22 protein-coding genes are annotated in these 25278 nt (G+C 70.9%); 10 read left to right on the top strand and 12 right to left on the bottom strand.

Annotated elements, in window-relative coordinates; genetic code table 11:
• Positions 1 to 5: 5 nt before the first annotated feature.
• From AC1DXJ_RS13785 to AC1DXJ_RS13765, 5 genes are all read right to left on the bottom strand, one after another.
• The gene (locus AC1DXJ_RS13785; RefSeq protein ID WP_477637237.1) at positions 6 to 1556 is read right to left on the bottom strand and encodes a S1C family serine protease; all 1551 of its coding nucleotides are present in this window, start codon (positions 1554 to 1556) and stop codon (positions 6 to 8) included.
• A 53-nt stretch (positions 1557 to 1609) separates the two neighbouring features.
• Positions 1610 to 3145, bottom strand: a complete 1536-nt coding sequence (locus AC1DXJ_RS13780; RefSeq protein WP_477637236.1) for a sensor histidine kinase — start codon at positions 3143 to 3145, stop codon at positions 1610 to 1612.
• Positions 3146 to 3853, bottom strand: coding sequence for a response regulator transcription factor (locus AC1DXJ_RS13775; protein ID WP_477615819.1), 708 nt, complete (start codon positions 3851 to 3853; stop codon positions 3146 to 3148).
• 386 nt (positions 3854 to 4239) lie between these two features.
• Positions 4240 to 5886, bottom strand: a complete 1647-nt coding sequence (locus AC1DXJ_RS13770) for a DNA repair helicase XPB (protein ID WP_477615818.1) — start codon at positions 5884 to 5886, stop codon at positions 4240 to 4242.
• Between the two features lie 3 nt (positions 5887 to 5889).
• Positions 5890 to 6714 (bottom strand): hypothetical protein, encoded by an 825-nt coding sequence (locus AC1DXJ_RS13765; protein WP_477637235.1) that lies wholly within the window; start codon positions 6712 to 6714, stop codon positions 5890 to 5892.
• A gap of 100 nt (positions 6715 to 6814) precedes the next feature.
• On the opposite strand from AC1DXJ_RS13765, the gene AC1DXJ_RS13760 reads away from it, so the two are divergent.
• A complete protein-coding gene (locus tag AC1DXJ_RS13760) occupies positions 6815 to 7747 on the top strand; it encodes a hydroxymethylglutaryl-CoA lyase (protein ID WP_477637286.1) in 933 nt (310 codons plus the stop codon).
• A 13-nt stretch (positions 7748 to 7760) separates the two neighbouring features.
• On the opposite strand, the gene AC1DXJ_RS13755 is transcribed toward AC1DXJ_RS13760, so the two are convergent.
• Complete coding sequence (locus tag AC1DXJ_RS13755; protein ID WP_477637234.1) at positions 7761 to 10028, bottom strand: helicase-associated domain-containing protein; 2268 nt, start codon at positions 10026 to 10028, stop codon at positions 7761 to 7763.
• A gap of 103 nt (positions 10029 to 10131) precedes the next feature.
• Between AC1DXJ_RS13755 and AC1DXJ_RS13750 the strand changes: the two genes are divergently transcribed.
• Positions 10132 to 10968 carry a hypothetical protein gene (locus AC1DXJ_RS13750; protein WP_477633461.1) on the top strand — a complete coding sequence of 279 codons (837 nt, stop codon included), beginning with the start codon at positions 10132 to 10134 and terminating at the stop codon, positions 10966 to 10968.
• A 56-nt stretch (positions 10969 to 11024) separates the two neighbouring features.
• Positions 11025 to 11951, top strand: coding sequence for an aldose 1-epimerase family protein (locus AC1DXJ_RS13745; RefSeq protein WP_477637233.1), 927 nt, complete (start codon positions 11025 to 11027; stop codon positions 11949 to 11951).
• On the opposite strand, the gene AC1DXJ_RS13740 is transcribed toward AC1DXJ_RS13745, so the two are convergent.
• The gene (locus AC1DXJ_RS13740; RefSeq protein WP_477637232.1) at positions 11944 to 13296 is read right to left on the bottom strand and encodes an MFS transporter; all 1353 of its coding nucleotides are present in this window, start codon (positions 13294 to 13296) and stop codon (positions 11944 to 11946) included. The genes AC1DXJ_RS13745 and AC1DXJ_RS13740 overlap by 8 nt on opposite strands.
• 196 nt (positions 13297 to 13492) lie before the next feature.
• On the opposite strand from AC1DXJ_RS13740, the gene AC1DXJ_RS13735 reads away from it, so the two are divergent.
• The gene (locus tag AC1DXJ_RS13735; protein ID WP_477615812.1) at positions 13493 to 13888 is read left to right on the top strand and encodes a cold-shock protein; all 396 of its coding nucleotides are present in this window, start codon (positions 13493 to 13495) and stop codon (positions 13886 to 13888) included.
• Positions 13888 to 14628: a DUF3027 domain-containing protein gene (locus AC1DXJ_RS13730; RefSeq protein ID WP_477615811.1), complete on the top strand. Its 741-nt coding sequence runs from the start codon at positions 13888 to 13890 to the stop codon at positions 14626 to 14628. Before AC1DXJ_RS13735 ends, AC1DXJ_RS13730 begins: the two co-directional genes overlap by 1 nt.
• Before the next feature lie 16 nt (positions 14629 to 14644).
• Here AC1DXJ_RS13730 and AC1DXJ_RS13725 read toward each other — a convergent pair whose 3' ends face one another.
• Positions 14645 to 14896, bottom strand: a complete 252-nt coding sequence (locus AC1DXJ_RS13725) for a DUF2530 domain-containing protein (RefSeq protein WP_477615810.1) — start codon at positions 14894 to 14896, stop codon at positions 14645 to 14647.
• A gap of 55 nt (positions 14897 to 14951) precedes the next feature.
• Between AC1DXJ_RS13725 and AC1DXJ_RS13720 the strand changes: the two genes are divergently transcribed.
• The 3 genes from AC1DXJ_RS13720 to AC1DXJ_RS13710 all read left to right on the top strand — a co-directional run bounded on the left by AC1DXJ_RS13720 (position 14952) and on the right by AC1DXJ_RS13710 (position 18383).
• Entirely contained in the window at positions 14952 to 16469 is a 1518-nt protein-coding gene (locus tag AC1DXJ_RS13720; RefSeq protein WP_477624319.1) for an NCS2 family permease, read from the top strand.
• A gap of 151 nt (positions 16470 to 16620) precedes the next feature.
• Positions 16621 to 17088, top strand: coding sequence for a MarR family winged helix-turn-helix transcriptional regulator (locus AC1DXJ_RS13715; protein WP_477615808.1), 468 nt, complete (start codon positions 16621 to 16623; stop codon positions 17086 to 17088).
• Positions 17085 to 18383: an MFS transporter gene (locus tag AC1DXJ_RS13710; protein ID WP_477637231.1), complete on the top strand. Its 1299-nt coding sequence runs from the start codon at positions 17085 to 17087 to the stop codon at positions 18381 to 18383. Before AC1DXJ_RS13715 ends, AC1DXJ_RS13710 begins: the two co-directional genes overlap by 4 nt.
• Positions 18384 to 18803: 420 nt before the next feature.
• Here AC1DXJ_RS13710 and AC1DXJ_RS13705 read toward each other — a convergent pair whose 3' ends face one another.
• The 3 genes from AC1DXJ_RS13705 to AC1DXJ_RS13695 all read right to left on the bottom strand — a co-directional run bounded on the left by AC1DXJ_RS13705 (position 18804) and on the right by AC1DXJ_RS13695 (position 22599).
• Positions 18804 to 20039, bottom strand: a complete 1236-nt coding sequence (locus AC1DXJ_RS13705) for a lytic transglycosylase domain-containing protein (protein ID WP_477637230.1) — start codon at positions 20037 to 20039, stop codon at positions 18804 to 18806.
• Between the two features lie 128 nt (positions 20040 to 20167).
• The gene (gene serC / locus AC1DXJ_RS13700; RefSeq protein WP_477637229.1) at positions 20168 to 21298 is read right to left on the bottom strand and encodes a phosphoserine transaminase; all 1131 of its coding nucleotides are present in this window, start codon (positions 21296 to 21298) and stop codon (positions 20168 to 20170) included.
• Positions 21299 to 21501: 203 nt separating this feature from the next.
• Entirely contained in the window at positions 21502 to 22599 is a 1098-nt protein-coding gene (locus AC1DXJ_RS13695) for a citrate synthase 2 (RefSeq protein ID WP_477637228.1), read from the bottom strand.
• A gap of 91 nt (positions 22600 to 22690) precedes the next feature.
• Here AC1DXJ_RS13695 and AC1DXJ_RS13690 point away from each other — a divergent pair, with 91 nt between their 5' ends.
• Together AC1DXJ_RS13690 and AC1DXJ_RS13685 are read left to right on the top strand one after the other, a co-directional pair.
• Positions 22691 to 23290, top strand: a complete 600-nt coding sequence (locus AC1DXJ_RS13690; protein ID WP_477637227.1) for a pentapeptide repeat-containing protein — start codon at positions 22691 to 22693, stop codon at positions 23288 to 23290.
• Between the two features lie 87 nt (positions 23291 to 23377).
• Positions 23378 to 24298 carry an alpha/beta fold hydrolase gene (locus tag AC1DXJ_RS13685; RefSeq protein WP_477615802.1) on the top strand — a complete coding sequence of 307 codons (921 nt, stop codon included), beginning with the start codon at positions 23378 to 23380 and terminating at the stop codon, positions 24296 to 24298.
• A 42-nt stretch (positions 24299 to 24340) separates the two neighbouring features.
• On the opposite strand, the gene AC1DXJ_RS13680 is transcribed toward AC1DXJ_RS13685, so the two are convergent.
• Positions 24341 to 25222 carry an NYN domain-containing protein gene (locus tag AC1DXJ_RS13680; protein ID WP_477637226.1) on the bottom strand — a complete coding sequence of 294 codons (882 nt, stop codon included), beginning with the start codon at positions 25220 to 25222 and terminating at the stop codon, positions 24341 to 24343.
• Positions 25223 to 25278 lie beyond the last annotated feature (56 nt).

Raw genomic sequence — 25278 nt, 5'->3', positions numbered from 1 at the left:
ATTGGCTAGTTGGTCGCTGCCGCCTTGGCCACGAGGGTCGCCGTGAGGTTCAGCTGCTTCCCGTTGCGGAGCACCGTGAGGGTGACCTTGTCGCCGACGGCGCGTTCGCGGATGTTCGCCACCAGCGAGAGGGCGGAGTCGACGCGCTCGGAGTTGACGGCGATGACCACGTCGCCCTTCTGGAGGCCGGCGGCGGCGGCCGGGGTGTTGGCCGAGATCGCGGTGATCTCGGCGCCGGCGCGCTGGCTGGTGCCGTCGGAGGCCGTGCCGTCCCCGGGGGTGACCCCGAGGAAGGCGTGCTCGGCCTTGCCGGAGGAGATGAGCTGCGACGCGATGCTCTTGGCCTCGTTGGCCGGGATGGCGAACCCGATGCCGATGCTTCCGCTCTGGCTGCTGCTCGACGAGCCGAGGCTGGCGATGGCCGAGTTGATGCCGATCAGCTGGCCGGACGCGTTGACGAGGGCGCCACCGGAGTTGCCCGGGTTGATGGCCGCGGACGTCTGGATGGCGTTGGTCACGACGGAGTCGCCGTCGCTGCTGGTCTGGGGCTGCTGGTCCTGGCCGGGCAGGCTCTGGCCGAAGGGATCCTGCTGCTGGCTGTTGTCCTCGGCTGCCGTGGTCACCGGGCGGTTCAGGGCGCTGACGATCCCGGTGGTGACGGTCCCGGCGAGGCCGAGCGGGTTGCCGATCGCCATGACCGGGTCGCCCACCTTGAGGTCGTCGGAGTTGCCGATCGCGATCGGCTTGAGGTTGCTCGGGACGCTGCTCAGGGTGATGACGGCGAGGTCCGTGCTGGGGTCGGTGCCCGCGATGGTGGCCTTGTAGGTGCGCCCGTCGTTGAGGGTCACCGTGATGCTCGCGTTCGAACCGGCGCCGCTCACCACGTGGTTGTTGGTGAGGATGTGGCCCTTGGCGTCGATCACGACGCCTGACCCCTGTCCTTCGCTCTGACCGGACTTCACGGTGATGGCGACGACGCTCGGGGCGACGGCAGCCGCGGTGGCCGTCCAGTTGGGGTTGGTGGCGTCCGCCTGGACGACTGGACCGGCGTCCGCGCCGCGGCCCAGGGTCGACGTGTTCGCAGTGGAGGAGGACTGCGAACCGTCGCCCAGCTGGACCGCGGCGTAGGTGCCGCCACTCGCAAGGAGGGCGGCGAGCGCCGCGACGGCGGTGAGTTCCGTCAGTCGACGCCGTTTGCCCGGCTGGGCAGGCTCTGCCCCGTCCCGAGTGGGAAAGGATGGGGGCGGCCCAGCCGGAGTCTGTGAGAACGGCGGGTATGCCGGGTGGGCACCCGCCGCGGGAAGTGTGGGATTTCCTGCGACGCGCGGAAGGCCGAGCGCCGCATGGTCGCGCGGGAGCTCCTCGGTGCGGTCCTCCGGGGTCGTGATTCCCTGCGTCTGACCGAACCAGACCGGAGCCGTCGGCTCGCCCTGGGCGGGAGCGTCGTGGGTTGGAGCTGCCCACACCCGGTCATCGTGCGATGCCGTCGGCTGCTGGGGACGCTGCCCGCCGTCACCGGTGGTGTCCGGTCGGGTGTCCGGGTGAATCTGGGTCATGACGATCGCGCTCCTTGGTGTGGCTTGGTGACCCTGAGTCAACCTGCCCAACGTCAAGGGGTGCTGGGCGCTGCCTGAGAGTTCGCTGTGGGCAGCTCCACGATGAACGTGGCGCCGCCGCCGGGGGTCTGGGCGACACCGATCCGGCCCTGGTGCGAGTTGACGATCGCCGCGGCGATTGCCAGGCCGAGGCCGTTGCCCCCACCAGTCCCACGAACTCGGGACGGGTCGGCGCGGTAGAACCGCTCGAACACCTTGGGGGCCTTGTCGGGATCGACGCCCGGCCCGTGGTCGCGCACTTCCATCACGATGTGCTGATCGGACTCCCTTGTGCCCACAGCAATTTCGAGAGGTGAGCCACTCGGGGTGTGGTTGAGGGCGTTGGAGACCAGGTTGGCCAGCAGCTGGCGCAGCTTGGCGTCGTCGCCGGGCACCACCGTCGGGCCCAGCGGCCCGGACAGCCCGGACACGGCGATCTGGCGGGTGGGGTCGATGGCGCGGGCGTCCTGTGCGGCATCGGCCGCGAGCACCGTGAGGTCGACGGGCGCGAAACGCAGCGGTCGCTGGTCGTCCAGGCGAGCCAGCACGAGCAGGTCCTCCACCAGGCCGCCCATCCGGGTTGCCTCGCCTTCGATCCGCGTCATCGCACTGGCCACGTCCGCCGGGTCGCTGACCGCGCCCTGGCGGTAGAGCTCGGCGTAGCCCCGCACCGCCGCGAGCGGGGTGCGCAGCTCGTGCGAGGCGTCCGCGACGAACTGTCGCATCCGCTCCTCGGAGGCCTCGCGGGCGGCGAAGGACTGCTCGATCTGCGCGAGCATGACGTTGAGCGACCGGGCCAGCGAGGTGACCTCGTCCTTGGCGGTGCGCATCGGGATGCGGCGAGCGAGGTCCCCATCGGCGATGGCGGCGGCGGTGTCCTCGATCTGGCGCAGCGGACGGAAGGCCCGCTGCACGGCATACCACCCTCCGATGGCGCAGGCGACGAGGACGGCGAGGCCGATGAGCAGCTCCACGAGGACGAGGCGACGCACGGTGTGGCTCACGCTGGAGAGGGGGACCGCCACGATGAAGGTCGCCGAGTCGTCCCTGAGGTTGCCCGCGTAGGCCCGCCACTGCCCCGATCCGGTGCGGCTGCCGATGGTGAAGGCCTCCAGCGACGTGACCCGCGGGTCGTCGAGGGCGAGGGTGTCCGGGACACCGGGGCGGGTGAGGGCGCCGGTCGGGTCGATCTCGACCGCAGGGGTGCCATCCGTGGGGTAGAAGACGACCGCGTAGCCGCTGGGAAGGCGGTTGCGGGTCGGGGCGCGCAGCGTGTTCAGCGCTTGTTGGGCAACGGTCGGCGACGCGCGCTTGAGGTCGTCGTCCACGCGGCTCATCAGGTCGCGGCGCATCAGGGCCGCAGTGGCCGCGGCAGTGAGGGTGAGCGCCAGCAACAGCAGGACGAGCATCACTGCGATCAGGCGCACCCGCAGCGGGAGCAGCTCCAGGCGCCCCTTGGCCCGCTCCACGGCCAGCTGAGCGGGGCGGCTCGGGGCCGGCGGGGGAGGTGGTGGCGTGCCCGTGGGCGCGGGGCTCGTCGGAGCCGTCATCTACGCCTCCGGCGGCTTGCGCAGCACGTAGCCGACGCCGCGCTTGGTGTGGATCAGCGGCGGCACCCCGTCGAGGTCGATCTTGCGGCGCAGGTAGGAGATGTAGGACTCGACGATGCCGCTCTCGCCGCGGAAGTCGTAGTCCCAGACGTGGTCGAGGATCTGCGCCTTGGACAGGACCCGGTTGGGGTTGAGCATGAGGTAGCGCAGCAGCTTGAACTCGGTGGGGGAGACGTCGATCGAGCGACCGCCCCGGCTCACCTCGTGGGAGTCCTCGTCGAGCTCGAGGTCCTCGAAGCGCATCGAGGCCCCCTCGTCCACCTCGCCGCGGGTGCGCCGCAGCACCGCGCGGATCCGGGCGACGACCTCCTCGAGGCTGAAGGGCTTGGTGACGTAGTCGTCGCCGCCGACCGTGAGCCCCTTGATCTTGTCGTCGACCGAGTCGCGCGCGGTCACGAACACGATCGGCAGCTGGCGACCGGTGTCGCGCAGCTTGCGGGTCACGGTGAAGCCGTCCATGTCAGGGAGCATGACGTCGAGGACGACCAGGTCGGGCTCGTGGACGGTCGCGAGGTGAAGGGCGGTGGCGCCGTCGGCAGCGACGTGCACCTCGAACCCTGCGAAGCGCAGGGAGGTGGCGAGGAGCTCGCGGATGTTGGGCTCGTCCTCGACGACGAGGAGGCGTGCCTCGGGTTGCACAGTGGTCACGCCTCAGTGTCCGTGCAGAGTCTGGGAGTTTCCTGTATGCCGTCTGGGCGAGTCAGGTGTCAGGCGGTGTGCTGCGCCGCCCCTCCCGCCGCGACGTGTTGCTCTGGGGTGGTCATGATGGGGCGGATTTCGGTGTTCGTGACCACGACGCGGCAACAAGTGCGGGAGGCCCGCGACGTGTTGCTCTGGGGTGGTCATGAAGGGGCGGATTTCGATGTTCGTGACCACGACGCGGCAACAAGTCCGGGAGGCTCGCGACGTGTTGCTCTGGGGTGGTCATGATGGGGCGGATTTCGGTGTTCGTGACCACGACGCGGCAACAAGTGCGGGGCGGTGGTGCTTGCTGTCGCCGACCAACCCGCTCGGCGATCGCGTGGTGCCTCAGGTCAGGCGGTGGCGTCGACGTCGTCGGCGTCGACGATCCGGTAGGCGTAGCCCTGCTCGGCGAGGAAGCGCTGGCGGTGTGCGGCGAACTCGGCGTCGACGGTGTCGCGCGACACGACGGTGTAGAAGTGGGCGGTGCGGCCGTCGCCCTTGGGGCGCAGCACCCGGCCGAGACGCTGGGCCTCCTCCTGGCGGGATCCGAAGGTGCCGGACACCTGGATCGCGACGCTCGCCTCGGGTAGGTCGATCGAGAAGTTGGCGACCTTCGACACCACGAGCAGGTTGATCTCGCCGACGCGGAAGGCCTGGAAGAGCTTCTGCCGTTGCGCGACCGGTGTCTCTCCGGTGATGACGTCGGCGTCGAGCCGCTCCGACAGCTCTGCGAGCTGGTCGAGGTACTGGCCGATGACCAGAGTGGGTTCACCTCGGTGCTGGTTGACGATCCGCTCGACGACGGGGTTCTTGACCGGGCTGCACGAGGACAGCCGGTAGCGGTCCTCGGGCTCCGCCACGGCATACGCGAGGCGGTCGGCGTCTGGGAGCGTGACGCGCACCTCGACGCAGTCGGCGGGGGCGATGTAGCCCTGCGCCTCGATGTCCTTCCACGGCGCGTCGTAGCGCTTGGGGCCGATGAGGGAGAACACGTCTGCCTCCCGGCCGTCCTCGCGCACGAGGGTCGCCGTGAGCCCGAGTCGACGACGGGCCTGCAGGTCCGCGGTCATCCGGAAGATCGGGGCCGGGAGCAGGTGCACCTCGTCGTAGATGATCAGGCCCCAGTCGCGGGCGTCGAGCAGGTCGAGGTGGGTGTAGACGCCCTTCCGGCGGGTGGTGAGCACCTGGTAGGTCGCGATGGTGACCGGGCGGATCTCTTTGCGGGCACCGGAGTACTCGCCGATCTCGTCGTCGGTGAGACTGGTGCGCTTGAGCAGCTCGTCACGCCACTGCCGCGCCGAGACCGTGTTGGTGACGAGGATGAGGGTGGTCGCCTTGGCCACCGCCATGGCGCCCGCGCCGACGAGGGTCTTACCCGCCCCGCACGGCAGGACGACAACGCCTGACCCGCCGTGCCAGAACCCGTCGACCGCCTGCTGCTGGTAGGGCCGCAGCGACCAGTCCCGGTTGTCGAGGTCGATGGCGTGCGCCTCGCCGTCGACGTAGCCCGCCTCGTCCTCGGCCGGCCAGCCCACCTTGAGCAGCTCCTGCTTGAGGTGACCGCGCTCCGAGGGGTGCACGATGACGCGGTCAGCGTCGAGACGCTCCCCGATCAGCGGCTTGATCTTCTTGTGCCGCAACACTTCCTCGAGCACCGGCCGGTCAGTGGTGCGCAGCACGAGGCCGTGCTCGGGGTCCTTCTCGAGCGTCAGCCTGCCATAGCGGTCCATCGTGTCGGCGACGTCGACGAGGAGGGCATGCGGCACGGCATACCGGCTGAAGGTGATGAGGGCGTTGACCACCTGCTCGGCGTCGTGACCCGCGGCGCGCGCGTTCCACAGGCCCAGCGGGGTCACCCGGTAGGTGTGGATGTGCTCGGGCGCGCGCTCGAGCTCGGCGAACGGGGCGATCGCCCGCCGCGCCTCCTCGGCGCGGGGGTGGTCGACCTCCAGGAGCAGCGTCTTGTCGCTCTGGACGATCAGGGGGCCATCAGGCATGACCTAGTACGACGAGTCGTAGGTCGTGGTGCCACTCGTCACCGCGAACGCGATGACCAGGCCGATGGCGATCACGGACAGCGCAAGCCCTACGCCGAAGGCGACCCAGCCCCACTTGGTGTACTTGGCCGATGCGGTCGGGTCGTCCTTCTTGGTCGCGGCGACGATGCCGAAGACCAGCGCGACGATGCCGAAGCCGCAGCCGAGCGTCGTCAGGCCCGAGACGACCAGGAGGGCGATGGTGTTGCCACTGAGCGACCGCGGCGTGGCGTAGCCGGGGGCGCCGTAGCCGGGAGTGCCGTACGCCGGGGCGCCGTAGGCCGGGGCGCCATAGGGCGGGGCGCCGGCGTAGCCGCCCTGCGGCTGACCCTGGGTGGGGAGCTGCTGACCCGCGTAGGGGTGCGGCTGCCCCGCGCCGGGGGCGCTGGCGTAGGGGTTGACCGGAGGGGACGGCGCGCCGGCACCCGCCGAGGGCACGCCATACGGGTTCTGGGGAGCGGAGCCGGGCGGCGGACCGTAGGTGGGTTGGCCACCCGGCGCGACGGCGGGGGGCGCGGGCGGTGCCGGCTGCGACGCGGGTGGGCTGGCCGAGGTGGCCGGCGCCGGCGGGATCGGGGGGACTTCCTGCGTCTGGTTGGTCTCGATCGGCGCGGTGTAGTCGCTGGACGTCGTCGCGTCGCCGGAGGCGGTCGCGCCGCCCGACGTGCCATCGTCGCTGGAGGTGCTCGCGTGGCTGGAGGTGCTCGCGTCGCTGAGGGTGCTGTCGTCGCTGGGCGCCGTGGGGTCGCGGAACTCGGGGGTCTCGTCGTTGCGTGGTGTGTCGCTCATCGTGCGTCCCTTCGGGCGTCGCGTGCGTTCGGGTGCAAATCTAACCCCTGCCGCGGGGGACCGTTCCCCAGTCCGGGAATGGCAGGATCAGACCGTGACCATCGGACTGCCCCAGCGCGAACCGGACCCGGAGCTGCCCAGCCGGGTCACCATCTACGAGGTCGGTCCGCGCGACGGTCTGCAGAACGAGAAGGCCGTCGTCCCGGCTGCCGTGAAGGCGGACTTCATCCGCCGGCTGGCCGCCGCCGGGCTCGAGACGATCGAGACCACGTCCTTCGTCCCGCCGACGTGGGTGCCGCAGCTCGCCGATGCCCGTGAGGTGCTGGCCGACCTCGGGGACCTCGGCCGCGGCCCGCGCCGACCGGTGCTCGTGCCCAACGAGCGCGGTCTCGACAACGCGCTCGAGGCGGGTGTCGGGGCGGTCGCGATCTTCGGGAGCGCCACCGAGACGTTCGCCCGCAAGAACCTCAACCGCACCGTTGCCGAGTCCGTCGAGATGTTCGCGCCCGTCGTGGCGCGGGCGAAGGACGCAGGACTGTGGGTGCGCGCCTACGTCTCGATGTGCTTCGGCGATCCCTGGGAGGGACCGGTCCCCGTCGAGCAGGTGGTCGACGTGTCGCAGCGGCTGATGGACCTTGGAGCCGACCAGCTCTCCCTCGGGGACACCATTGGCACGGGCACGACCGGGCACGTGAGTCGCCTCCTCGACGCCTTGGACGCCCGGGGGATCGGTGCCGACCGGATCGGCGTGCACTTCCACGACACCTACGGCCAGGCGCTCGCCAACACGATGAGGGCGCTGCGTCACGGGGTCACCGTGGTCGATGCGTCCACTGGTGGGCTCGGCGGCTGCCCCTACGCCAAGAGCGCCACCGGGAACCTCGCCACCGAGGATCTCGTGTGGGCCCTGGACGGGGCGGGTGTCGAGACCGGAGTCGACCTCGCGGCCCTCGTCGAGACGAGCGTCTGGATGGCCGGCCACCTCGGGCGACCGTCACCGTCCAGCGTCGTGAGGGCTCTCGCCGGCGGCTGACGGCGGCCTCGCATCAGCCCTGCACGGCCCCGGTGACGCGGTGGATCGACAGGGTGCGGGCAGCTCCGTCCGCGGTGCCGTGCACCCGGCCACCCTCGACCCGGTCGGGGTAGAAGAGGATCCGCTGGGTGCGCCCGTCCGCGTCGGAGTAGCCCAGCCAGACCGCCTGCCGGTCGGCTGCCGCATCGCGCAGCACCGCGAGGGTCGTGGTCGGGTCGGTGCTCGGCAGGCTGGGTCCGGGCCTGCTCGCCACCTGCTCGCGCTGGTATGCCGCGGCCTCCTCGCCGGCGCGCAGCGCACCCACCATGGTGGTCACGAGCTCGTCGTCGAGGGCTTGCGCTGTCACGGGGGCGGGCCGCCGCTGCAGCGGCGTGCGGTGCTGCCCGGTGGTGGGCACGATGATCCCGCCGTCCGGTGTCTCGGCAGCAGGCGCGAAACCGTTGTCGCGCAAGAAGTCCAGCACGGTCTCGGCGGCCACGGGCGACACGAGGATGGTCGGGGCGATGCTCCGCAGCTGGAGCGGTGACAGCTCCCTGTCGGCGATCATGGCGCCCAGGGTGGCCTCGTCGTCGCAGCGGATGTAGGCCCGCATCGCACCGACCCGTGCCTGCCCGTGCCTGCGGGCGACATCACGGATCAGGTAGTCCAACGGCTGGGGGACGGGGGTGTGGCTCGCGTCGGTCAGGGCTCCGAGCACCTGGTCGACAGACCACCCGGCGTCCAGGCACCTGCGCACCGAGTCCTGGTTGAACCGGTACACCGTGGCACCACCGCGTGACTCGACATCGGCCACGAGTCGCATGAAGGTGGCCAGCCCCCCGGCCAGCGGGCCGGGCGCGATGGCGGTCAGGTCGGCCTGGAGGAGGACGTGCTCGATGGGCTCGGGCAGGTGCGGTTGCATCGCGGCGGCGAGCTCGGCGTCGGCTCGCCCGGCCAGCAGGGCCCGACCCGCGGTGGAGATGGCGCCGCGGCCGGTGACGCCCAGCCACTCGGCCTCACCGAGCACCGCGGCGACGACCGTGTCGAGGCTGGCGGGCACGCGTCGCGGGCGCTGCCAGCTCAGGGCGGTGCCCACGCTGCCGCGCTCGGGGGCCAACCCTGCCGGCGCGGCGGCGAGCTGCTCGAGGACGTCCCTGCGCAGACCTCGGGCCGGTGGCCAGTGGGCATCGGGCCCGAGGGCGTTGACCGTGCCGGACGCGCCGGCGGGCGTCGTGCCCACGAGGTGCGGGGCGCGGGTCGTGAGCAGCCAGGCGCGGGCGAGCACCGCCCAGCGCTGGTCACCCGGGTGCTGCTGCCACTCGTCGTAGGCGGGGGTGGGGGCCCACGACGGGTCGAGCGAGCCGTCGTCCGCGAGGAGGCCCGCGGCATACGTGAGCTCGGCGACGAAGGCCGCGCGGCCCTCGTCGACGTCGAGCACGGAGGCGAGCCGCTTGAGGTCTCGCACCGCCAGGCCGCCGGAACGAAGCACCCTGGGTGGGTGAAGTCCCCACTCGGCGGCGAGCTCGTCGACGAGAGCGAGCAGGTCGGTGACCTGCTGGCCGGCCGCGGCGTCGACCTCGGCACCCGCGCGGGGCTGACCCTCGAGGGCAGGCGGCTGGAGCGCCGGGGTGGCATGGCTGCGGCCTTCACGCAAGGCCAACGCCACCTCGCGAGGCAACACCAGCTGGTCGGCCGACGGGGAGAAGACCAAGTGGTGTTCGAGCAGCCACCGCGCGCCCTCGGCCAGCCGGTCCGGCGTTCCGGGGGGGAGGACGGCCAGCGGGGGACCCCAGGTCAGCCGGTCGAGGATGGCGCGGGCTGCCGGCGGGGCGTCGGCGAGCAGGGTCGGGACCTGCGCCGGCGATGGGACGTCGACGAAGCTGTCGGCCGCTCGAGGACCGAGCCCGGCCGGGTGGGGGAGGACCTCGCCGACGGTGCGGGTCACCCGCAACCCCTCGGGGCTGCGCMACAGCAGGGCGAGCGTCCAGAGGTCGTCCAGGACCGGCTCGATCTCCTCGGTCGTGACGCCGAGCAGGGCACCGACTGCCCTGGTGTCGAGCGGCGACGTGGCGGCGACGGCGGCTTCGAGCACCTGGAGGTGGGCCAGGTCGAGCGAGTCCACGGCCCGCTGGACACTCGCGCGGGTGCTGGCCCGGGCGGCCAGGGACGACAGGTCTGCGGGCGCGGGCCGGGCCAGGTCCTGTCGACGTCGCAGGAGGGTGGCGAGCTGGTCGTCGGTCCGCTCCCGCACGTCGTCGGCCATCGACCGTGCGGTCGAACGGGACGAGGAGATGGCGGCCACCGCACCACGGTAGTCGTCCGAGGAAGGTCCTCCGGACTCTCAGCCGTTTCCCATGCCACGCACAGGCTTGACCTGCACACTTGTGACAACGAGAGGACGCACCATGTCTGAGCCCACCGAACCCACCAAGCCCCGCACGCCCAAGGGGGCAGCCAAGCAGCCCGGGGATCCTGTCGCGCCGGGTCCAGGGCCGGAGACGGCGAGCGTGCCTCCCGCGCCCACCCAGCCACTGCCCGCGGTCTCCGCGGCAGAAGGAGCCGGTGCTGCCGGACCGGGTGCTCCGGGTGGCGCTGGGGCTGGGCACGGCGGTCCGGGAGCCCCGGGTGGCTACGCGCCCGGCGGTCCACCGCCGAGACGACCGGGTCTGTGGCGTCAGGCGACGTCCACGACCGGTGGGACCATCGCCGTGATCGTGGCCGGCTGCCTCGTCGCCCTGATGGTGCTCGCCCTGGTGGGCGTGGCAGGACTCGTCGCCGTGCGCGCCATCGGCCACGACGACCACGCGAACCGGATGGAGCGAGTCGGGGACGGGCGCGTGCTCCCGCCCGGGCAGCAGAAGAAGCTCGACCGGCTCCCGAAGGCGCCCGAGGCCCCGCGCGGACAGCGCAACGGTCAGGGTGGCAACGGCATGGGCAACGGCATGGGCAACGGCCTGGGTCCTCTCATGCGCGAGGCGATGGGGCTCGGCAACGTCCAGCACGGCGAGTTCACCGTCGAGGACAACGGCAAGACCACCGTCATGACGCTCCAGCGCGGTGAGGTGACCAAGGCCAGCTCCACCTCGATCACGGTCAAGAGCGCCGACAACTTCAGCGCCACCTATGCGATCGGCGCCGACACCCGTGGCCGGGCCACCACCGTCCAGGTCGGCGACTCGGTCCTCGTGGTCGCCGAGAAGACCGGTGCCAAGGCGGTCCTGGTGACCGGAACCCGCAACTGATCGTCCGCAGTCCCTCGGACGAGCCCCCGCGTAACGCCGCCGCTAGCGTGGGCGACGTGACCTTTCCCAGTGGTGAGCAGTGGACCCTTCGGCGCGGACGGCAGGAGGCGACCGTCGTCGAGGTGGGTGGCGGCCTGCGCACCTACCGCGTGGACGGCACCGACATCGTGGCCGGCTACGCGGACGACGAGGTATGCCGCGCCGGCCGCGGTCAGGTGTTGATGCCCTGGCCGAACCGGATCCGCGACGGGGTGTACTCCTTTGCCGGCGATGACCACCAGCTCGGGCTGACCGAGGCGGTCCTGCGCAACGCCAACCACGGGCTGGTCCGGTGGGCCGTTTGGCAGCTGCACTGGCACAACGACGACTGGTCGGCGCTCACCGTGCGGACCCGACTGCACCCCCAGCCCGGCTGGGACGGCATCCTCGACCTGAGCGTCAACTACGTCCTCGACGAGGAGGGCTTGACCGTCAGCGTCCACGCGACCAACGTCGGCGCGACTGCGGCTCCGTTCGGCTTCGGGGCGCACCCCTACATCGCCCTCGGTGACACTCCGCTGGCCGAGGTCGAGCTGGCCATTCCCGCAGCCCGCGAGGTGCTGGTCGACGACCGGCTGATCCCGACCGGCAACGCACCCGTGCGTCCCGATCTGGACTTCCGGACTGCTCGCGCACTGGGCACGACCGAGCTGGACACCGCGTTCACCGACCTGTCGCGGTCCACGACCTCCGGAGCCTGGGAGGTTGTCGTCGGCGGGCTCGAGAACGGCGAGGTGACCGTGTGGGGCGACGAGTCGCTGAACTGGGTGCAGGTGTTCACCGCCAAGGGCCGGGACACGGGTGTCGACGGGGTCCGCGGCATCGCCGTCGAACCCATGTCGTGCCCCGCGAACGCCTTCAACTCCGGCGAGGGACTGGTCGTCCTGGAGCCTGGTCAGTCCTGGTCGGCCCAGTGGGGCATCGAGCCAGCCGTGCTCAGCTGACCGCGCCTGCGCCCGCTGCTGGACCCGTGGGCGCCGGATCGTCCTGGAGACCGTGTGGACCAGTGGGCGCCGCATCTTCCTCGAGGCCGTTGACGAGCGGGGTGATCCTGCGTTCGACCGCGAAGGCCAGCACCACCATGAGCGCGCACCCCACCACGATCATGGCGATGAAGGCCGCCGACCAGCGGTGGTTCAGCATGAAGCCGGCGACCACGGGGCCCAGGATCGTGCCGGCCTGGAAGGCGCCCGCGTTGACGGCGTTGTAGCGGCCGCGGAGGTGGTCGGGAGCCATGTCGTTGGTGATGGCCGGGATGGTCGGCTGGAGCAGGGTCTCGCCGAGGGCGAAGGTCGCGTGGAAGGCAAGGACGCCGGCCGCAGCCGCGACGCTCCCAGGAGCGAACCCGGTCAGCCCGAGGACCACCCACGCCAGGGCCCACAGGGCAGACATGCCGATCAGCACCCGAGTACGCCTGCGCCCGGTGATGCGCTTGAGGACGTAGAACTGCAGGCCGACGATGACGGCCGTGTTGACGGCAAAGGCGAACCCGATGACGCTCGTCGACACCTGGCTGACCTGACGGGCGAACGCGGGAAAGCCGGCCTCCATCTGGCCGTAACCGATGAACACCCCGAGGAAGGTCAGCAGCGTGACCCACACGACCGCGGGGTTGCGCAGGATCGTGAGGTAGGAGCCCGCCGCTGCCGTCTCGCCCTCGGGCTTCTCGGCGCGACCGTGGACGTGGCGCAGGGGCCCGAGGAGCAGCCCGATCGGCACCAGCATCGACACTGCGTCGGCCAGGAAGATCACGGTGAACGTGGACGGGTTGGCCACGTCGGCGTAGAGGCCGCCGATCACCCCGCCCAGTCCGATGCCGAGGTTGACCAGGGCGAAGTTGATCCCGAAGTACTGCTGACGCGCAGTCCCGGTCGTGATCGCCGCAACGAGGGCGTTGAAGGCGGGCCAGGACACCCCGAAGTTGAACCCGAGGAAGACGAAGGCCAGCGCCACCACGAGCGGGGTGGTCGCGAACGCGAGGATCACGCAGCCGACGATCTGGGCCCCGGTGCCCCACAGCAGCATCCGGCGCGCCCCGAGCCGGTCGGTCAACGCGCCGCCCGGCCCGGTGACGACGAGCGCGACCAGGGCGATGAACGCCATCAGCAGGCCGGCCAGGTCGAGCGAGATGCCTCGGACCTCGTGCAGGTAGATCACCGTGAACGGCAGGGTCAGCCCGCGACCGAGGGTCTGCACCGCCACGGTCGAGAGCAGCCACCGGCCCTCGACCGGCAGCTCCGCCCAGAACTGGCGCAACCCGGGCTGGCTCGACGTGGACGACTCACTCACCGGACGATCCTCCCGCACTCCACCGACAGCCCGACACCGGTTATCCGGGCCGTCGTCGCGCGTCGTCGGCCAGACGGCCACCTGCGAGCACGCGGTGAGCACGCGGCATACCGAAGAAAGGATTTGGACCCACCCGATAGCCTTTGAAGTGCGCATTGGCGCACCCCCAAAACTTTTCGAGGCAAGAGGAAGACAAGTGCCTACAGGCAAGGTCAAGTGGTACGACGCGGAGAAGGGCTTCGGCTTCATCTCCGACGACGACGGCAGCGACGTGTTCCTGCACGCGAACGCCCTCCCCGAGGGCGTCGCGACGCTCAAGGGCGGCGCGCGGGTGGAGTTCAGCGTGGCCGAGGGGCGGCGCGGCACCCAGGCGCTCGCCGTCACGCTGCTCGAAGCCGCGCCGACGGTCACCGCCGGCAAGCGCGAGGCGTCGCGCAAGTCCCCCGAGGACCTCGCCCCGCTGGTCGAGGACGCCATCAAGCTGCTCGACAACTCGTCGAACGCGCTGCGCCGCGGTCGTCGGCCCGAGAAGGACCACGCCACCAAGCTGGCCGCTGTCCTGCGGTTCCTCGCCGACCAGATCGAGCCCTGATGGCCACCAAGGACGACGCCGTCCTGGCCGCCGCCGAGGCTGTCGCCGTCGCCCGTGAGGCCGCCGAGTCGATCGCGGAGCGGGGCACGGTCGGCGAGCACCTCGGCATGCAGATGGAGGACGAGCGGCTGGCCACGCACTTCTTCGCGTGTGAGGCAGGCGCCTACCCGGGCTGGCGCTGGGCGATCACCGTCGCCCGCGTGCCGCGCGGCAAGGTCGCGACCGTGTGCGAGACGAACCTCGTGCCCGGCGAGGGCGCGTTGCTGTCGCCCGAGTGGCTCCCGTATGCCGAGCGCCTGGCTCCCGGGGACCTCAGCGCCGGCGACGTGCTCCCCTACAAGGAGGACGACCCCCTGCTCGAACCCGGGTTCGAGGCGACCGGCGACGAGGAGGTCGACGAGCTCGCGGCCTACGAGCTGGGTCTGGGCCGCAAGCGCGTCCTGTCCGCCGAGGGGCGCGAGGCCGCTGCGCAGCGGTGGTACGAGGGCGAGAACGGCCCCCACGCCGACGTCGCGGAGAAGGCGCCCGCACCGTGCTCGACCTGCGGCTACTTCCTCCCGATGGCGGGTGCACTCCGGTCTTTTTTCGGCGTGTGCGCCAACGCCTGGTCACCTTCCGACGGTCGCGTCGTAAGTCTTGACCACGGCTGCGGCGCCCACTCCGAGGTCGACGCCGAGCCGGCCGAACCCATGCCGGTCGGCCAGCCCATCATCGACGAGATCGCCTACGACCTCGTCTGACTGAGGCGCCGGCCGGCTACTGGGCGCCGGCGGCGTTGCCGCGACCGCGGCGCACGTACGAGAAGCCGATCAGCCCGAGCACGATGCCGGCCACCGGGACCCACGGCCACCAGTCGCGCTCGCCCTCGTGCAGGGCCGGCACGGCGAGGATGACGGCCAGTGCGAGGACCCAGCCGAGCTGCGCCCAGACGACGATCCGGGCGGTGCTGACGGCCAGGGGCTGCAGCTCCTCACCGGGACCGTCGGGGGTGGGGTGCGACTCGCTCATGCCGGGCAGCCTATCTTTCACGACGACGTAACAGTCAGGCCCTACTCTGCTGCCCATGGCCAAGCCCACCACGAAGTCTGCGGCACCGCAGCGCCCGTCCCCGAAGTCCCCGTCGTCCGGAGGCCTCGACGGCTTCTTCCGGATCACCGAGCGTGGCTCCACCCTCAGCCGCGAGGTCCGCGGTGGGCTGGTCACGTTCTTCACGATGGCGTACATCGTCGTCCTCAACCCGCTGATCATCGGCACCCAGCAGGATGGCTCGGGACAGTTCCTCGGTGGCGGTGACATCGTCAAGGCGCAGACCCTGGTCGCGGCCGGGACCGCGCTCATCGCCGGCGTGATGACCCTGCTCATGGGTGTCGTCGCGAACTACCCGCTCGCCCTCGCCACCGGTCTCGGGCTCAACGCGTTCGTGACGTTCGGCATCGCCAAGCTGCCCGAGATGACCTGGGCCGACGCGATGGGCCTGGTCGTCATGGAGGGCGTCATCATCCTGGTGCTCGTGCTGACCGGCTTCCGCCAGGCTGTGTTCCGGGCGATCCCGGCCCAGCTCAAGACCGCGATCTCGGTCGGCATCGGCCTGTTCATCACGATCATCGGTCTCGTCGACGCCGGGTTCGTCCGCCGCACCGGCGTCGGGCCGGTCCCGGTCGAGCTCGGCATCTCCGGAAACCTCAACGGCTGGCCGCTGCTGGTCTTCGTCATCGGCGTGCTCGCGATCATCGTGATGATGGTCCGCAAGGTGAAGGCCGCCATCCTCTACGGCATCCTCGGTGGCACGGTCCTGGCGATCATCGTCGAGGCGATCGGCAACATCGGCGGCCAGTTCGACAACACGGGCAAGTTCGTCAACCCGGCCGGCTGGGGGCTGAACGTCCCCGCGCTGCCGGACCAGATCGTCGACGTCCCCGACTTCTCGCTGCTCGGCAACTTCAACCTGCTCGGCTCGTTCGACAAGCTCGGCTTCGTCGCGGCGCTGCTGCTCGTCTTCACGCTCCTGCTCGCCGACTTCTTCGACACCATGGGCACGATGGTCGCCGTCGGTGCCGAGGGTGGCCTGCTCGACAAGGACGGCAACCCGCCGAACTCCGACAAGATCCTGCTCGTCGACTCCGTCGCCGCGATCGCCGGTGGCGCGGGCTCGGTCTCGTCCAACACGTCCTACATCGAGTCGGCGGCAGGGGTCGGCGAAGGCGCCCGGACCGGTCTGGCCTCGGTCGTCACCGGGGTGATGTTCCTGCTCGCGACCTTCCTGGCGCCCCTGGTGAAGGTCGTGCCCTACGAGGCGGCGACCCCGGCCCTGGTCGTCGTGGGCTTCCTGATGATGCAGCAGGTCAAGGGCATCGACTGGGACGACCTCGACATCGCCATCCCGGCCTTCCTCACCATCGTCCTGATGCCGTTCACCTACTCGATCACCGTCGGCATCGGCGCGGGCTTCGTCGTCTACACCCTCATCAAGGTGGTGCGTGGCAGGGCGAGCGTGATCCACCCGCTGCTGTGGACCGTGTCCGCCCTGTTCGTCATCTACTTCGCGATCACCCCGATCAAGGAGGTCCTCGGCGTCGGCTGACCCCTCCCCGACCACAGCAGGTATGCCGCGTGGCCCCGTGAGGGGGCCACGCGGCATACCTGCGTCTGGGCCTTGGCAGTAGTCCGGAAGGGTGCTCGAAATACTTAGCACAGGTAATGAGTTATGCTAAGTATCGACTGAGGAGGAACAGATGACCCCACCCGCCGCACGCTCACGCCGCGCTGGCGATGCCGGGCTCTCGCCTTCTGCGATCTATGCCCTCGCCGGCGAGCTCCGACTCGCCTGCATGCGCATCTCGCGCCGAGTGCGGTTCGAGAGCACGGATGTCGTTGCACCGCACCAGTTCTCGGTGCTCTGCCGCCTGCAGGAGGCGCCGCGCACACCGAGTGAGCTCGCAGAGATCGAGAAGGTGAGCGGACCCAGCATGACCCGCACCGTCGCGGCCCTCGTCGAGCGCGGGCTCGTCGCGCGCACCGACGACCCCGCCGACCGACGCCAGGTGATCCTGTCGCTCACGAGCGAGGCGACCACGCTGCTGAAGGACATCCGCCGCAAGCGCGACGCCTGGATGTCGGTGCGCGTCGGCCACCTCACCCCCGCCGAGCAGGACGTGCTGCGGCAGGCGTCGGCCATCCTCACCCGGGTGGCCAACGAGTGAGCCCCACCTTCTCCTCGCTGGGCGTCCGCAACTACCGCATCTATGCCACGGGTGCGTTCATCTCCAACATCGGCACCTGGATGGGCCGGGTCGCGCAGGACTGGCTGGTCCTGACCGAGTTGACCAACCACTCGTCCACGGCGCTCGGCATCGTCACCGGGCTGCAGTTCTTGCCCTTCCTGCTGCTCGCGCCCTGGGCCGGGATGATCGCGGACCGCTATCCGAAGCGGCGGATCCTGGCTGTCACCCAGACGTCGCTCGCGCTGTCGTCCCTTGCCCTCGGTCTGCTCGTCGTGACCGGGACCGCCCAGCTCTGGATGGTCTACGGCATCGCGCTGTTCACCGGGATCGCCACCGCCGTCGACAACCCGGCCCGCCAGACCTTCGTGTCCGAGATGGTGCCGCGTGACCGGCTGGCCAACGCGGTCTCCCTCAACAGTGCCTCGTTCAATGCCGGGCGGCTGGTCGGTCCCGGTGTCGCGGGCCTGACGATCGCGGCGTTCGGCACGGGCTGGACGCTGCTGCTCAACACGCTGACCTTCGTGGCCGTGCTGGTCGCCCTGGCATCGATGCGCGTCGGCGAGCTGCGTCCTGCGCCCGCCCTCGCCCGAGGCAGCGGCGCCATCCGTGAGGGGCTCGCCTACGTGCGCAGCCGACCCGACCTCCAGCTCGTGATGGCCCTGGTCTTCGCGCTCGGCACCTTCGGGATGAACTTCCAGATCACCACGGCACTGATGGCGACGAAGGAGTTCGGCAAGGGCCCGCAGGAGTACGGCCTGCTCGGCTCGATCATGGCAATCGGCTCCCTCACGGCCGCGCTGCTCTCGGCCCGTCGGGCCAGGCCGCGGCTGCGAATCCTGCTCGTCGCGCTCGTGGGCTTCACGATCGCGAGCGGGCTGGCGGCGAGCGCGCCCACCTATCCGTTGTTCGCCCTCGCCCTGATCCCCGTGGGACTCACGGCGCTGACGGCATTGACGACGGCGAACGCAATGGTCCAGCTCAGCGTCGACCCGGCGATGCGCGGCCGGGTGATGGCCCTCTACATGGCCATCTTCATGGGGGGCACGCCGCTCGGAGCTCCACTCATCGGCTGGATCGGTGACGTCGCGGGCCCGCGCTGGACGATCGGCATCGGCACCATCGCGGTCGGGCTCATGCTGGTGGCGGTGTCCATCCGCACCGCCAGGCGCGAGAATGTCCAAGTGACCTACGAGTCCCAGCGTCGCCCGCGGATCAGGATCCGCACGCTCCCACAGCCCGAGGTCTCCGAACCCGTCCCCGAGGCGGTCCGGTGACGCCGGTCTTCCGTCGGCGCGTGACCATCGCCGTCCTCGTCATCGTGGTCACCGTGGCAGTCGTCGCCAGCCTCGCCGGCACCTTCCGCTGACCGCCCGATCGGGGGGTATGCCGTGTGGGGACGGCGCGCCCAGCTCCCGACGTGTTGCGCGCAGATTGTCACGGGAGGGCTGGAATGGGGGTCCGGTGACCACCAGGCGGCAACAAGTCCGGACGGGCCGGGACTTGTTGCGCGCAGATCGTCACGGGAGGGCCGAAATGGGGGTCCGGTGACCACCAGGCGGCAACAAGTCCGGACGGCCGGCACGTGTTGCGCGCAGATCGTCACGGGAGGGCTGAAATGGGGGTCCGGTGACAACCTGGCGGCAACACGTCCCCGCGGGTGCTGAGCCGTCCGGTCAGTGCAGCGTGCGGAGGACTCAGTGCAGCTTGCAGAGGACCGTGACGCCGAGGAGGTTGACCACCGGGTCGTAGCCGGTGGGGCACTTGCCGTTGACGGGCAGCACCTCCAGGGGCAGCGGCGCGGGCGTCGAGCTGCTGGGGCTGGGGGACGGCGTCGGGCTCGGGGCGGGAGTGCCTCCGGTGACGCCTCCCACCACTCCGCCGACGGCACCGGTCGCGGCGCCCACGACGCCACCGGCAGCGCTGGACGAAGGCTGCGGAACCGGCGAGGCAGAGCGGCCGCCCGAGCCAGCCGAACCACCCGAACCGGGCTTCGCCGCTGTCGCCGAGCCGCCCTTGCCGGGTGCGGTCGAGGCTGCGGGCTGTGACGCCTTGGCGGGGTCGTAGCTCGCCATCGTCTGGGGTTCACCGGACGGGAGGTAGGGCGAGCCGCTGCGCTGCGCCTCGGACAGGTCGGAGCCCGGGAGCACGGTGTACCCACCGCGGTAGCCGGCCGCGATCGCCAGCACCTGGTCGGCATACGCGTCGCTGTGGTTGTAGCGCAGCACGGCCGAGCGGGCACCGGAGTCGGTGCTGAGGTCGCCAGGACCCGAGCACAGGTAGACCGCGGTCGCCGTGGCGGCGTCGCCCATGTTCTGCGGATCCTTGCGACCGTCACCGTTGGCGTCGACGCCGACGACGCGCCAGGTGCCGGGGATGAACTGCATCGGGCCGACCGCGCGGTCCCAGGTCACGTCACGGTCGTACGAGCCGCCGTCGGTGTCGCTGATCGCGGCGGTGTTGTTCTGGCCGTTGAGAGGTATGCCGTAGATGCCGGGACGCACGGTGCCGTCGCGGTCGATGCCGTTGCCGCCGTAGCGGCCGTGGTTGGACTCGACCTTCCCGATCGCGGCGATCAGGGCCCAGTCGATGCGGCACTCGGCATCGGCGGCGTCGACGATCGTGGCGGCACGACGGTAGGCCTCGAGGGCAGCGGCGGGGATGCCGTTGGCGCTCATCGAGGCAGGCAGGCCCGCCGACTGGGCGAACGGGGTGGGCTCGGCCTCCGGGGGTGCCGGCAGCTCGGGGAGCCGCGGGGCATCGAGGCCGGTGAGCGGTTCGCCGGGCACGGTGACCACGGGGGTGTTGTCGGCAACGATGTCGGTCGCGGGCTGGCCACCGGTGGCCGCCAGCGCCACTCCGGCGCCGATCAGGGCGAGCGCGGGCACACCTCCTGCGATCTTGCGCCACGGCAGTCGCGTCGTGCGTGTCATCGTTCGGCTCCTCGACATCGTTGTCCACCTTGCGGTGTCCCACCCCAGGGGTTATGTGGGGTTCAACGAGGGTCTGGAGCCGAGGTTACGCGCGAGCGTCGTCCGCAGAGGGCTTACTGGGCAGTAAATCAGCCCACAATGTGCTCAATGCACGCAATAAGGGCCGACACGTCCGCAGGGTCCACCGCGGGGAACGTCGCCACTCGCAGCTGGTTGCGACCGAGCTTGCGGTAGGGCTCCACGTCGACCACGCCGTGGGCACGCAGGGTCTTGGCGACGGCGGCCGCGTCGACCTCATCGGCGAAGTCGATCGTCGACACCACCTGCGAGCGGGCGGCCGGGTCGGTGACATAGGGCGAGGTGTATGCCGTGCGCTCGGCCCAGTCGTAGAGGCGTCCGCTCGAGTCGGCGGTGCGCTTGACGGCCCACTCGAGCCCGCCCTGACCGTTGATCCAGTCGATCTGCGAGCGCAGCAGGGCCAGGGTGCCCAGCGCCGGGGTGTTGTAGGTCTGGTTGAGGCGGCTGTTGGACACGGCGGTCGGCAGGCTGAAGAAGTCGGGCACCCAGCGACCGGACGCGGCGATCTCGTCCACCCGGGCGAGCGCGGCCGGGGAGAAGGCGGCCAGCCAGAGGCCACCGTCGGCCGCAAAGCACTTCTGCGGGCCGAAGTAGTAGACGTCGGTCTCGGCCACGTCCACGGGCAGCCCGCCGGCGCCGGACGTGGCGTCGATGAGCACGAGCGCGCCCTCGTCGGCACCCTCGACGCGCTTGACGGGGGCCATCACCCCCGTGGAGGTCTCGTTGTGCGGCCAGGCGTAGACGTCGACGCCGGCTTCGGCGCGGGCCGTGGCGAGGCTGCCCGGGTCGGCCTTGATGATCGTGGACTCCCCGAGGAAGGGAGCGTTGTTGGTCACGCTGGCGAACTTGGCCGAGAACTCGCCGAACGCCAGGTGCTGCGCGCGCTCGCGGACCAGGCCGAAGGCCGCGATGTCCCAGAACGCGGTCGACCCGCCGTTGCCGAGGATGATCTCGTAGCCCTCGGGCAGGCTGAACAGTTCGGACAGCCCCTCACGGACGGCGCCCACGAGGTTCTTCACCGGAGCCTGGCGGTGCGAGGTGCCGAGCAGGGTGGTGCCCAGTCCGGCGAGGTACTCGACCTGCTCGGGGCGCACCTTCGACGGCCCGGAGCCGAAGCGGCCGTCCTTGGGCAGCAGGTCGGCGGGGATGGTGGGCGTCGCGGTGGCGGCAGTGTCGGTCACGGCGTCAGTATCTCATCCCGTCCCGAGGCGTGGGACGTGAGGTCCACCACCCGGACCACCACCAAGGCACGGTAGGCCGCCGCCGCTGGCCGAGCAACGCGGCATACCCCGCCGTGAAATGCGAAATGGGCCTGCGCATTCGCGCAGGCCCATTTCGCTTTCTGCAACCACGTATCAGGCTCGGCGCGCCGCCGGACGACGCGTCAGGCGCGGTAGCCGGAGACGGCGTCCAGGCCGCGGGGCGCCTCGCCGATGTAGCGCGAGCTGGGCCGGATCAGCCGACCGGTCTTCTTCTGCTCGAGGATGTGCGCCGACCAGCCGGCGGTGCGCGCCGCGGCGAACAGCGGGGTCATCATCGCGCCGGGGACCTCGGCGAAGTCGAGCAGCACCGCGGCCCAGTAGTCGACGTTGGTCTCCAGCACCCGGTCGGGCTGGCGCTCGCGCAGTTCGGCCAGGGCAGCCTGTTCGAGCTCGAGGGCCACCTTGAAGCGAGGCGCGCCGAGGCGCTCGCAGGTGTCGCGCAGCACGGCCGCGCGGGGGTCGTAGGCGCGGTAGACGCGGTGGCCGAAGCCCATCAGCCGCTCACCACGGTCGAGCACACCCTTGACGTAGGCCCGTGCGTCACCGCTGCGCTCCACGCCCTCGATCATGTGCTGCGCGCGCGACGGGGCTCCACCGTGAAGGGGGCCGGACAGGGCGCCGATCGCGCCGGACAGGCACGCGGCCACGTCGGCACCGGTCGAGGCGATGACGCGCGCGGTGAACGTCGAGGCGTTCATGCCGTGCTCGGCGGCGGAGATGAAGTAGGCGTCGATCGCCTCGACGTGCTTGGGGTCGGGCTCGCCGCGCCAGCGGATCATGAACCGGTCGACGATCGTGCGCCCCTCGTCGACGCGACGCTGCGGCACCATCGGCGACCCCTGCCCGTGGGCGGACTGCGCGATGAACGACAGCGCCATCACCGAGGCGCGGGCCAGGTCCTCACGGGCCTGCGCGGCGTCGATGTCGAGCAACGGCTTGAAGCCCCACAACGGGGCGAGCTGGGCCAGCGCGGACTGCACGTCGACCCGGATGTCGCCGGAGTGCACAGGCAGCGGGAACGGCTCGGCCGGCGGCAGCCCCGGGTCGAACTCGTTGTCGACCAGCAGACCCCACACCTGCCCGAAGCTGACCGTGCCGACGAGTTCCTTGAGGTCGACGCCGCGGTAGCGCAGCGAGCCGCCTTCCTTGTCGGGTTCGGCGATCTCTGACTCGAAGGCGATGACGCCCTCGAGGCCCGGCTTGAAGTCGCTGTCGGACATCGGTGTCCTCTCGGCCTTGGGGGGAAGGTGGGGCGACCTTGGTGTGGCGCCCGGTTACCTACTGGCTGGTTCATTCTGCACTGTCGGGGTGATGGGCCACTATGGCGCAGTGCTGACAGCCGACACCGACTACGACGGCGAGGTGTTCACCGAGGACCTGACCGGGTCCGCGGCGGGCGGCTCGCGATTCCTCGAGTGCACCTTCCAGCGGTGCGACCTCAGCGAGCTGCGCGCCCCACGCTCGCGTTTCTCCGAGTCCAGCCTGTATGCCGTGCACGGAGCGGGCGTCGACCTCGCCGAGTCGTCGTGGAGCGACTGCCTCGTGCAGGGAGCCCGGCTCGGTGCCGTGGCGATGTACGGGGCGGAGCTGTCCCGAGTGCGGTTCGAGGGCTGCAAGATCGAGTTCCTCAACCTGCGTGGGGCCAGGCTTCGCGACGTCGCCTTCGTCGACTGCCAGCTCGTGGAGGCCGACTTCGCCGACGCCGCGCTCACCTCGGTTACGTTCGAGGGGTCGCGGCTGGTGTCGCCGGACTTCACCAAGGGAACCTTCAAGGACGTCGACCTGACCGGGGCCGAGGTGGCCGGCCCGCGTGATGTGTCGGGACTGCGGGGCGCGACCGTCTCGGCGCTGCAGCTGATCGACCTCGGGCCCGCGCTCGCCGCCGAGCTGGGCATCAAGGTCGCCGACTAGCGGGGCGGAGTGCCTGTCTGCCCGCGGCCGGCGGAGTTCAACCCGATGACGGAGTCGTCTGCTCAGCCGCCGGGCCACACTCGCCGTGTGAACAGGACGGCCGCCCCGGGTGCCACGCTGGTCCGGACCGGGCTCGGGCCGGTCGAGGTGGCCGTGTGGGGCAGCGCAGACCGGGGGAGTGCCGAACGGGGGAGTGCGGAACGGCACGTCCTGCTCTTCCCGGGAGGCCACTGCTCGGCGAGGACTCCGCTCGGGCAGGACGTCTACGAGGAGCTCGGCTTCCAGGTCGTGACGGTCAGCCGGCCCGGGTACGGCGCGACCGGAGTCGGCGACCTGACCGCCGCCCAGTTCGTCCCTGCCGTCGTCGACGTGGCGGCGGCCTTGGGGGTCAGTCGGTTCGACGCGGTCGTCGGTGTCTCCTTCGGCGGGCTGCAGGCGCTCGCCACGGCTGTCGCCACCGAGCTCGCCGACCGCCTCGTCCTCCACAGCTGCGCGCCGTCGAGGCTCGTCTTCCCCGACACGAAGCGGGACCGGGCGATGGCCACGGTGGTGTTCGGCCCTCGGGTCGAGCGGGCCACGTGGGCCGCGACCAGGGCGATGGTGCGGACCGACCGGGGACTGCGACTCATGATGGGCGAGCTGTCCACGCTGCCCGCCCGTGAGTGGTTCGACGAGTGGTCGCCCAAGCAGCGCGAGCAGGCGCGGGCGACCCTGCTGTCGATGGGTTCGGGCAGGGGCTTCGTCCTCGACGTCGCCCAGGGTCGCGAGTCGTCCTCGTCCGAGCGTGAGCGGGTCCAGCGCTCCGTCAGCGTGCCCACGCTGGTCACCGCGTCGCGAACGGACGGGGGAGCGGCCTTCACGCACGCTCTCGACTTCGAGGCGACCATCACGGGCAGCACGCTGGTCGAGACTGGAGCCTTCAGCCACTTCGCGTGGATCGGCCCCTCGCGCAGCATCCTGCTCGAGAGCCTCCGCGCGTTCCTCGCTGCGCGGTCCGCAGGCGGCTGACCGCCGCGCAGGCGGCGGGTTCGACGGTGGAGCGGGCTCTGTCTAGGCCTTCCTGGCCAGCCGCTTGTCGCGGACGGACATCGCGTTGCCGTTGGTGCGGACCTCGAACAGCTCAGTCGCCTTGATCAGCTTGCTCAACGAGGCGTACCCGTGGTTGCGGGAGTCGAAGGACGACTGGTTCGAGATGCGGTTGCCCACTTCGGCCACGCTGGCCCAGCCGTCGTCGTCGGCGGCCCGGGACACGGCATTGCGCAGCAGCCGCACCAGGCCCGCGTCCTGGCGCAGCTCGGTCGTCGTCTTGCGTGCCGGCGGCGCAGCGCCCTTGCGCAGGGCCGCAGCCTTCTTCACCGCGGCCTTCTTCGTTGTCGCGTTGGTGGCGGTCGCCTTGCTCGCGGGGCCTGTGGCTCCGGGTTCGGGTTCGGGTTCGCGGAGGACTGTGCCGTTGGGAGCAGCGTCGGTGATCGCGGTCGCGTCGCCCACCTCCTCGGGCTCAGCGAGCTGGTCGAGGAAGAGGAACTTGGTGCACGCCGAGCGGAACGGCTCAGGCGTCTTGCGCTCGCCGAACCCGTAGACCGCCGCCCCCTTCTCGCGCAGGTGCATGACCAATGGTGTGAAGTCGGCATCCGACGAGACGATCCCGAACGCCTCGGGGTGGTCGTTGTAGAGCAGTGCCATCGCGTCGACGACCATCGCCATGTCGCTGGCGTTCTTGCCGCGGCTGTAGTCGTACTGCTGCATCGGCCGGATCGCCCGTGGATGCAGCACGTCGGCCCAGGGTCGCAGCCCGGCCTTGGTCCAGTTGCCGTAGGCGCGGCGGATGCTGGTCTCGCCGTAGGCGCTGAGCTCGTTGAGGATCAGGTCGATCTTCGTCGCCGAGGAGTTGTCGGCGTCGATGAGCAGGGCGATCCGGGCGCGGGGGTCCATGGGGCCCGACGCTACGGCACCGGGCGCCGCGACCGTGGCCACGCGGCATACAGTCT

It is taken from the genome of Pedococcus sp. P2_D9 (genome assembly GCF_056404275.1).
This window is presented reverse-complemented; position numbering and strand designations above follow the sequence as displayed.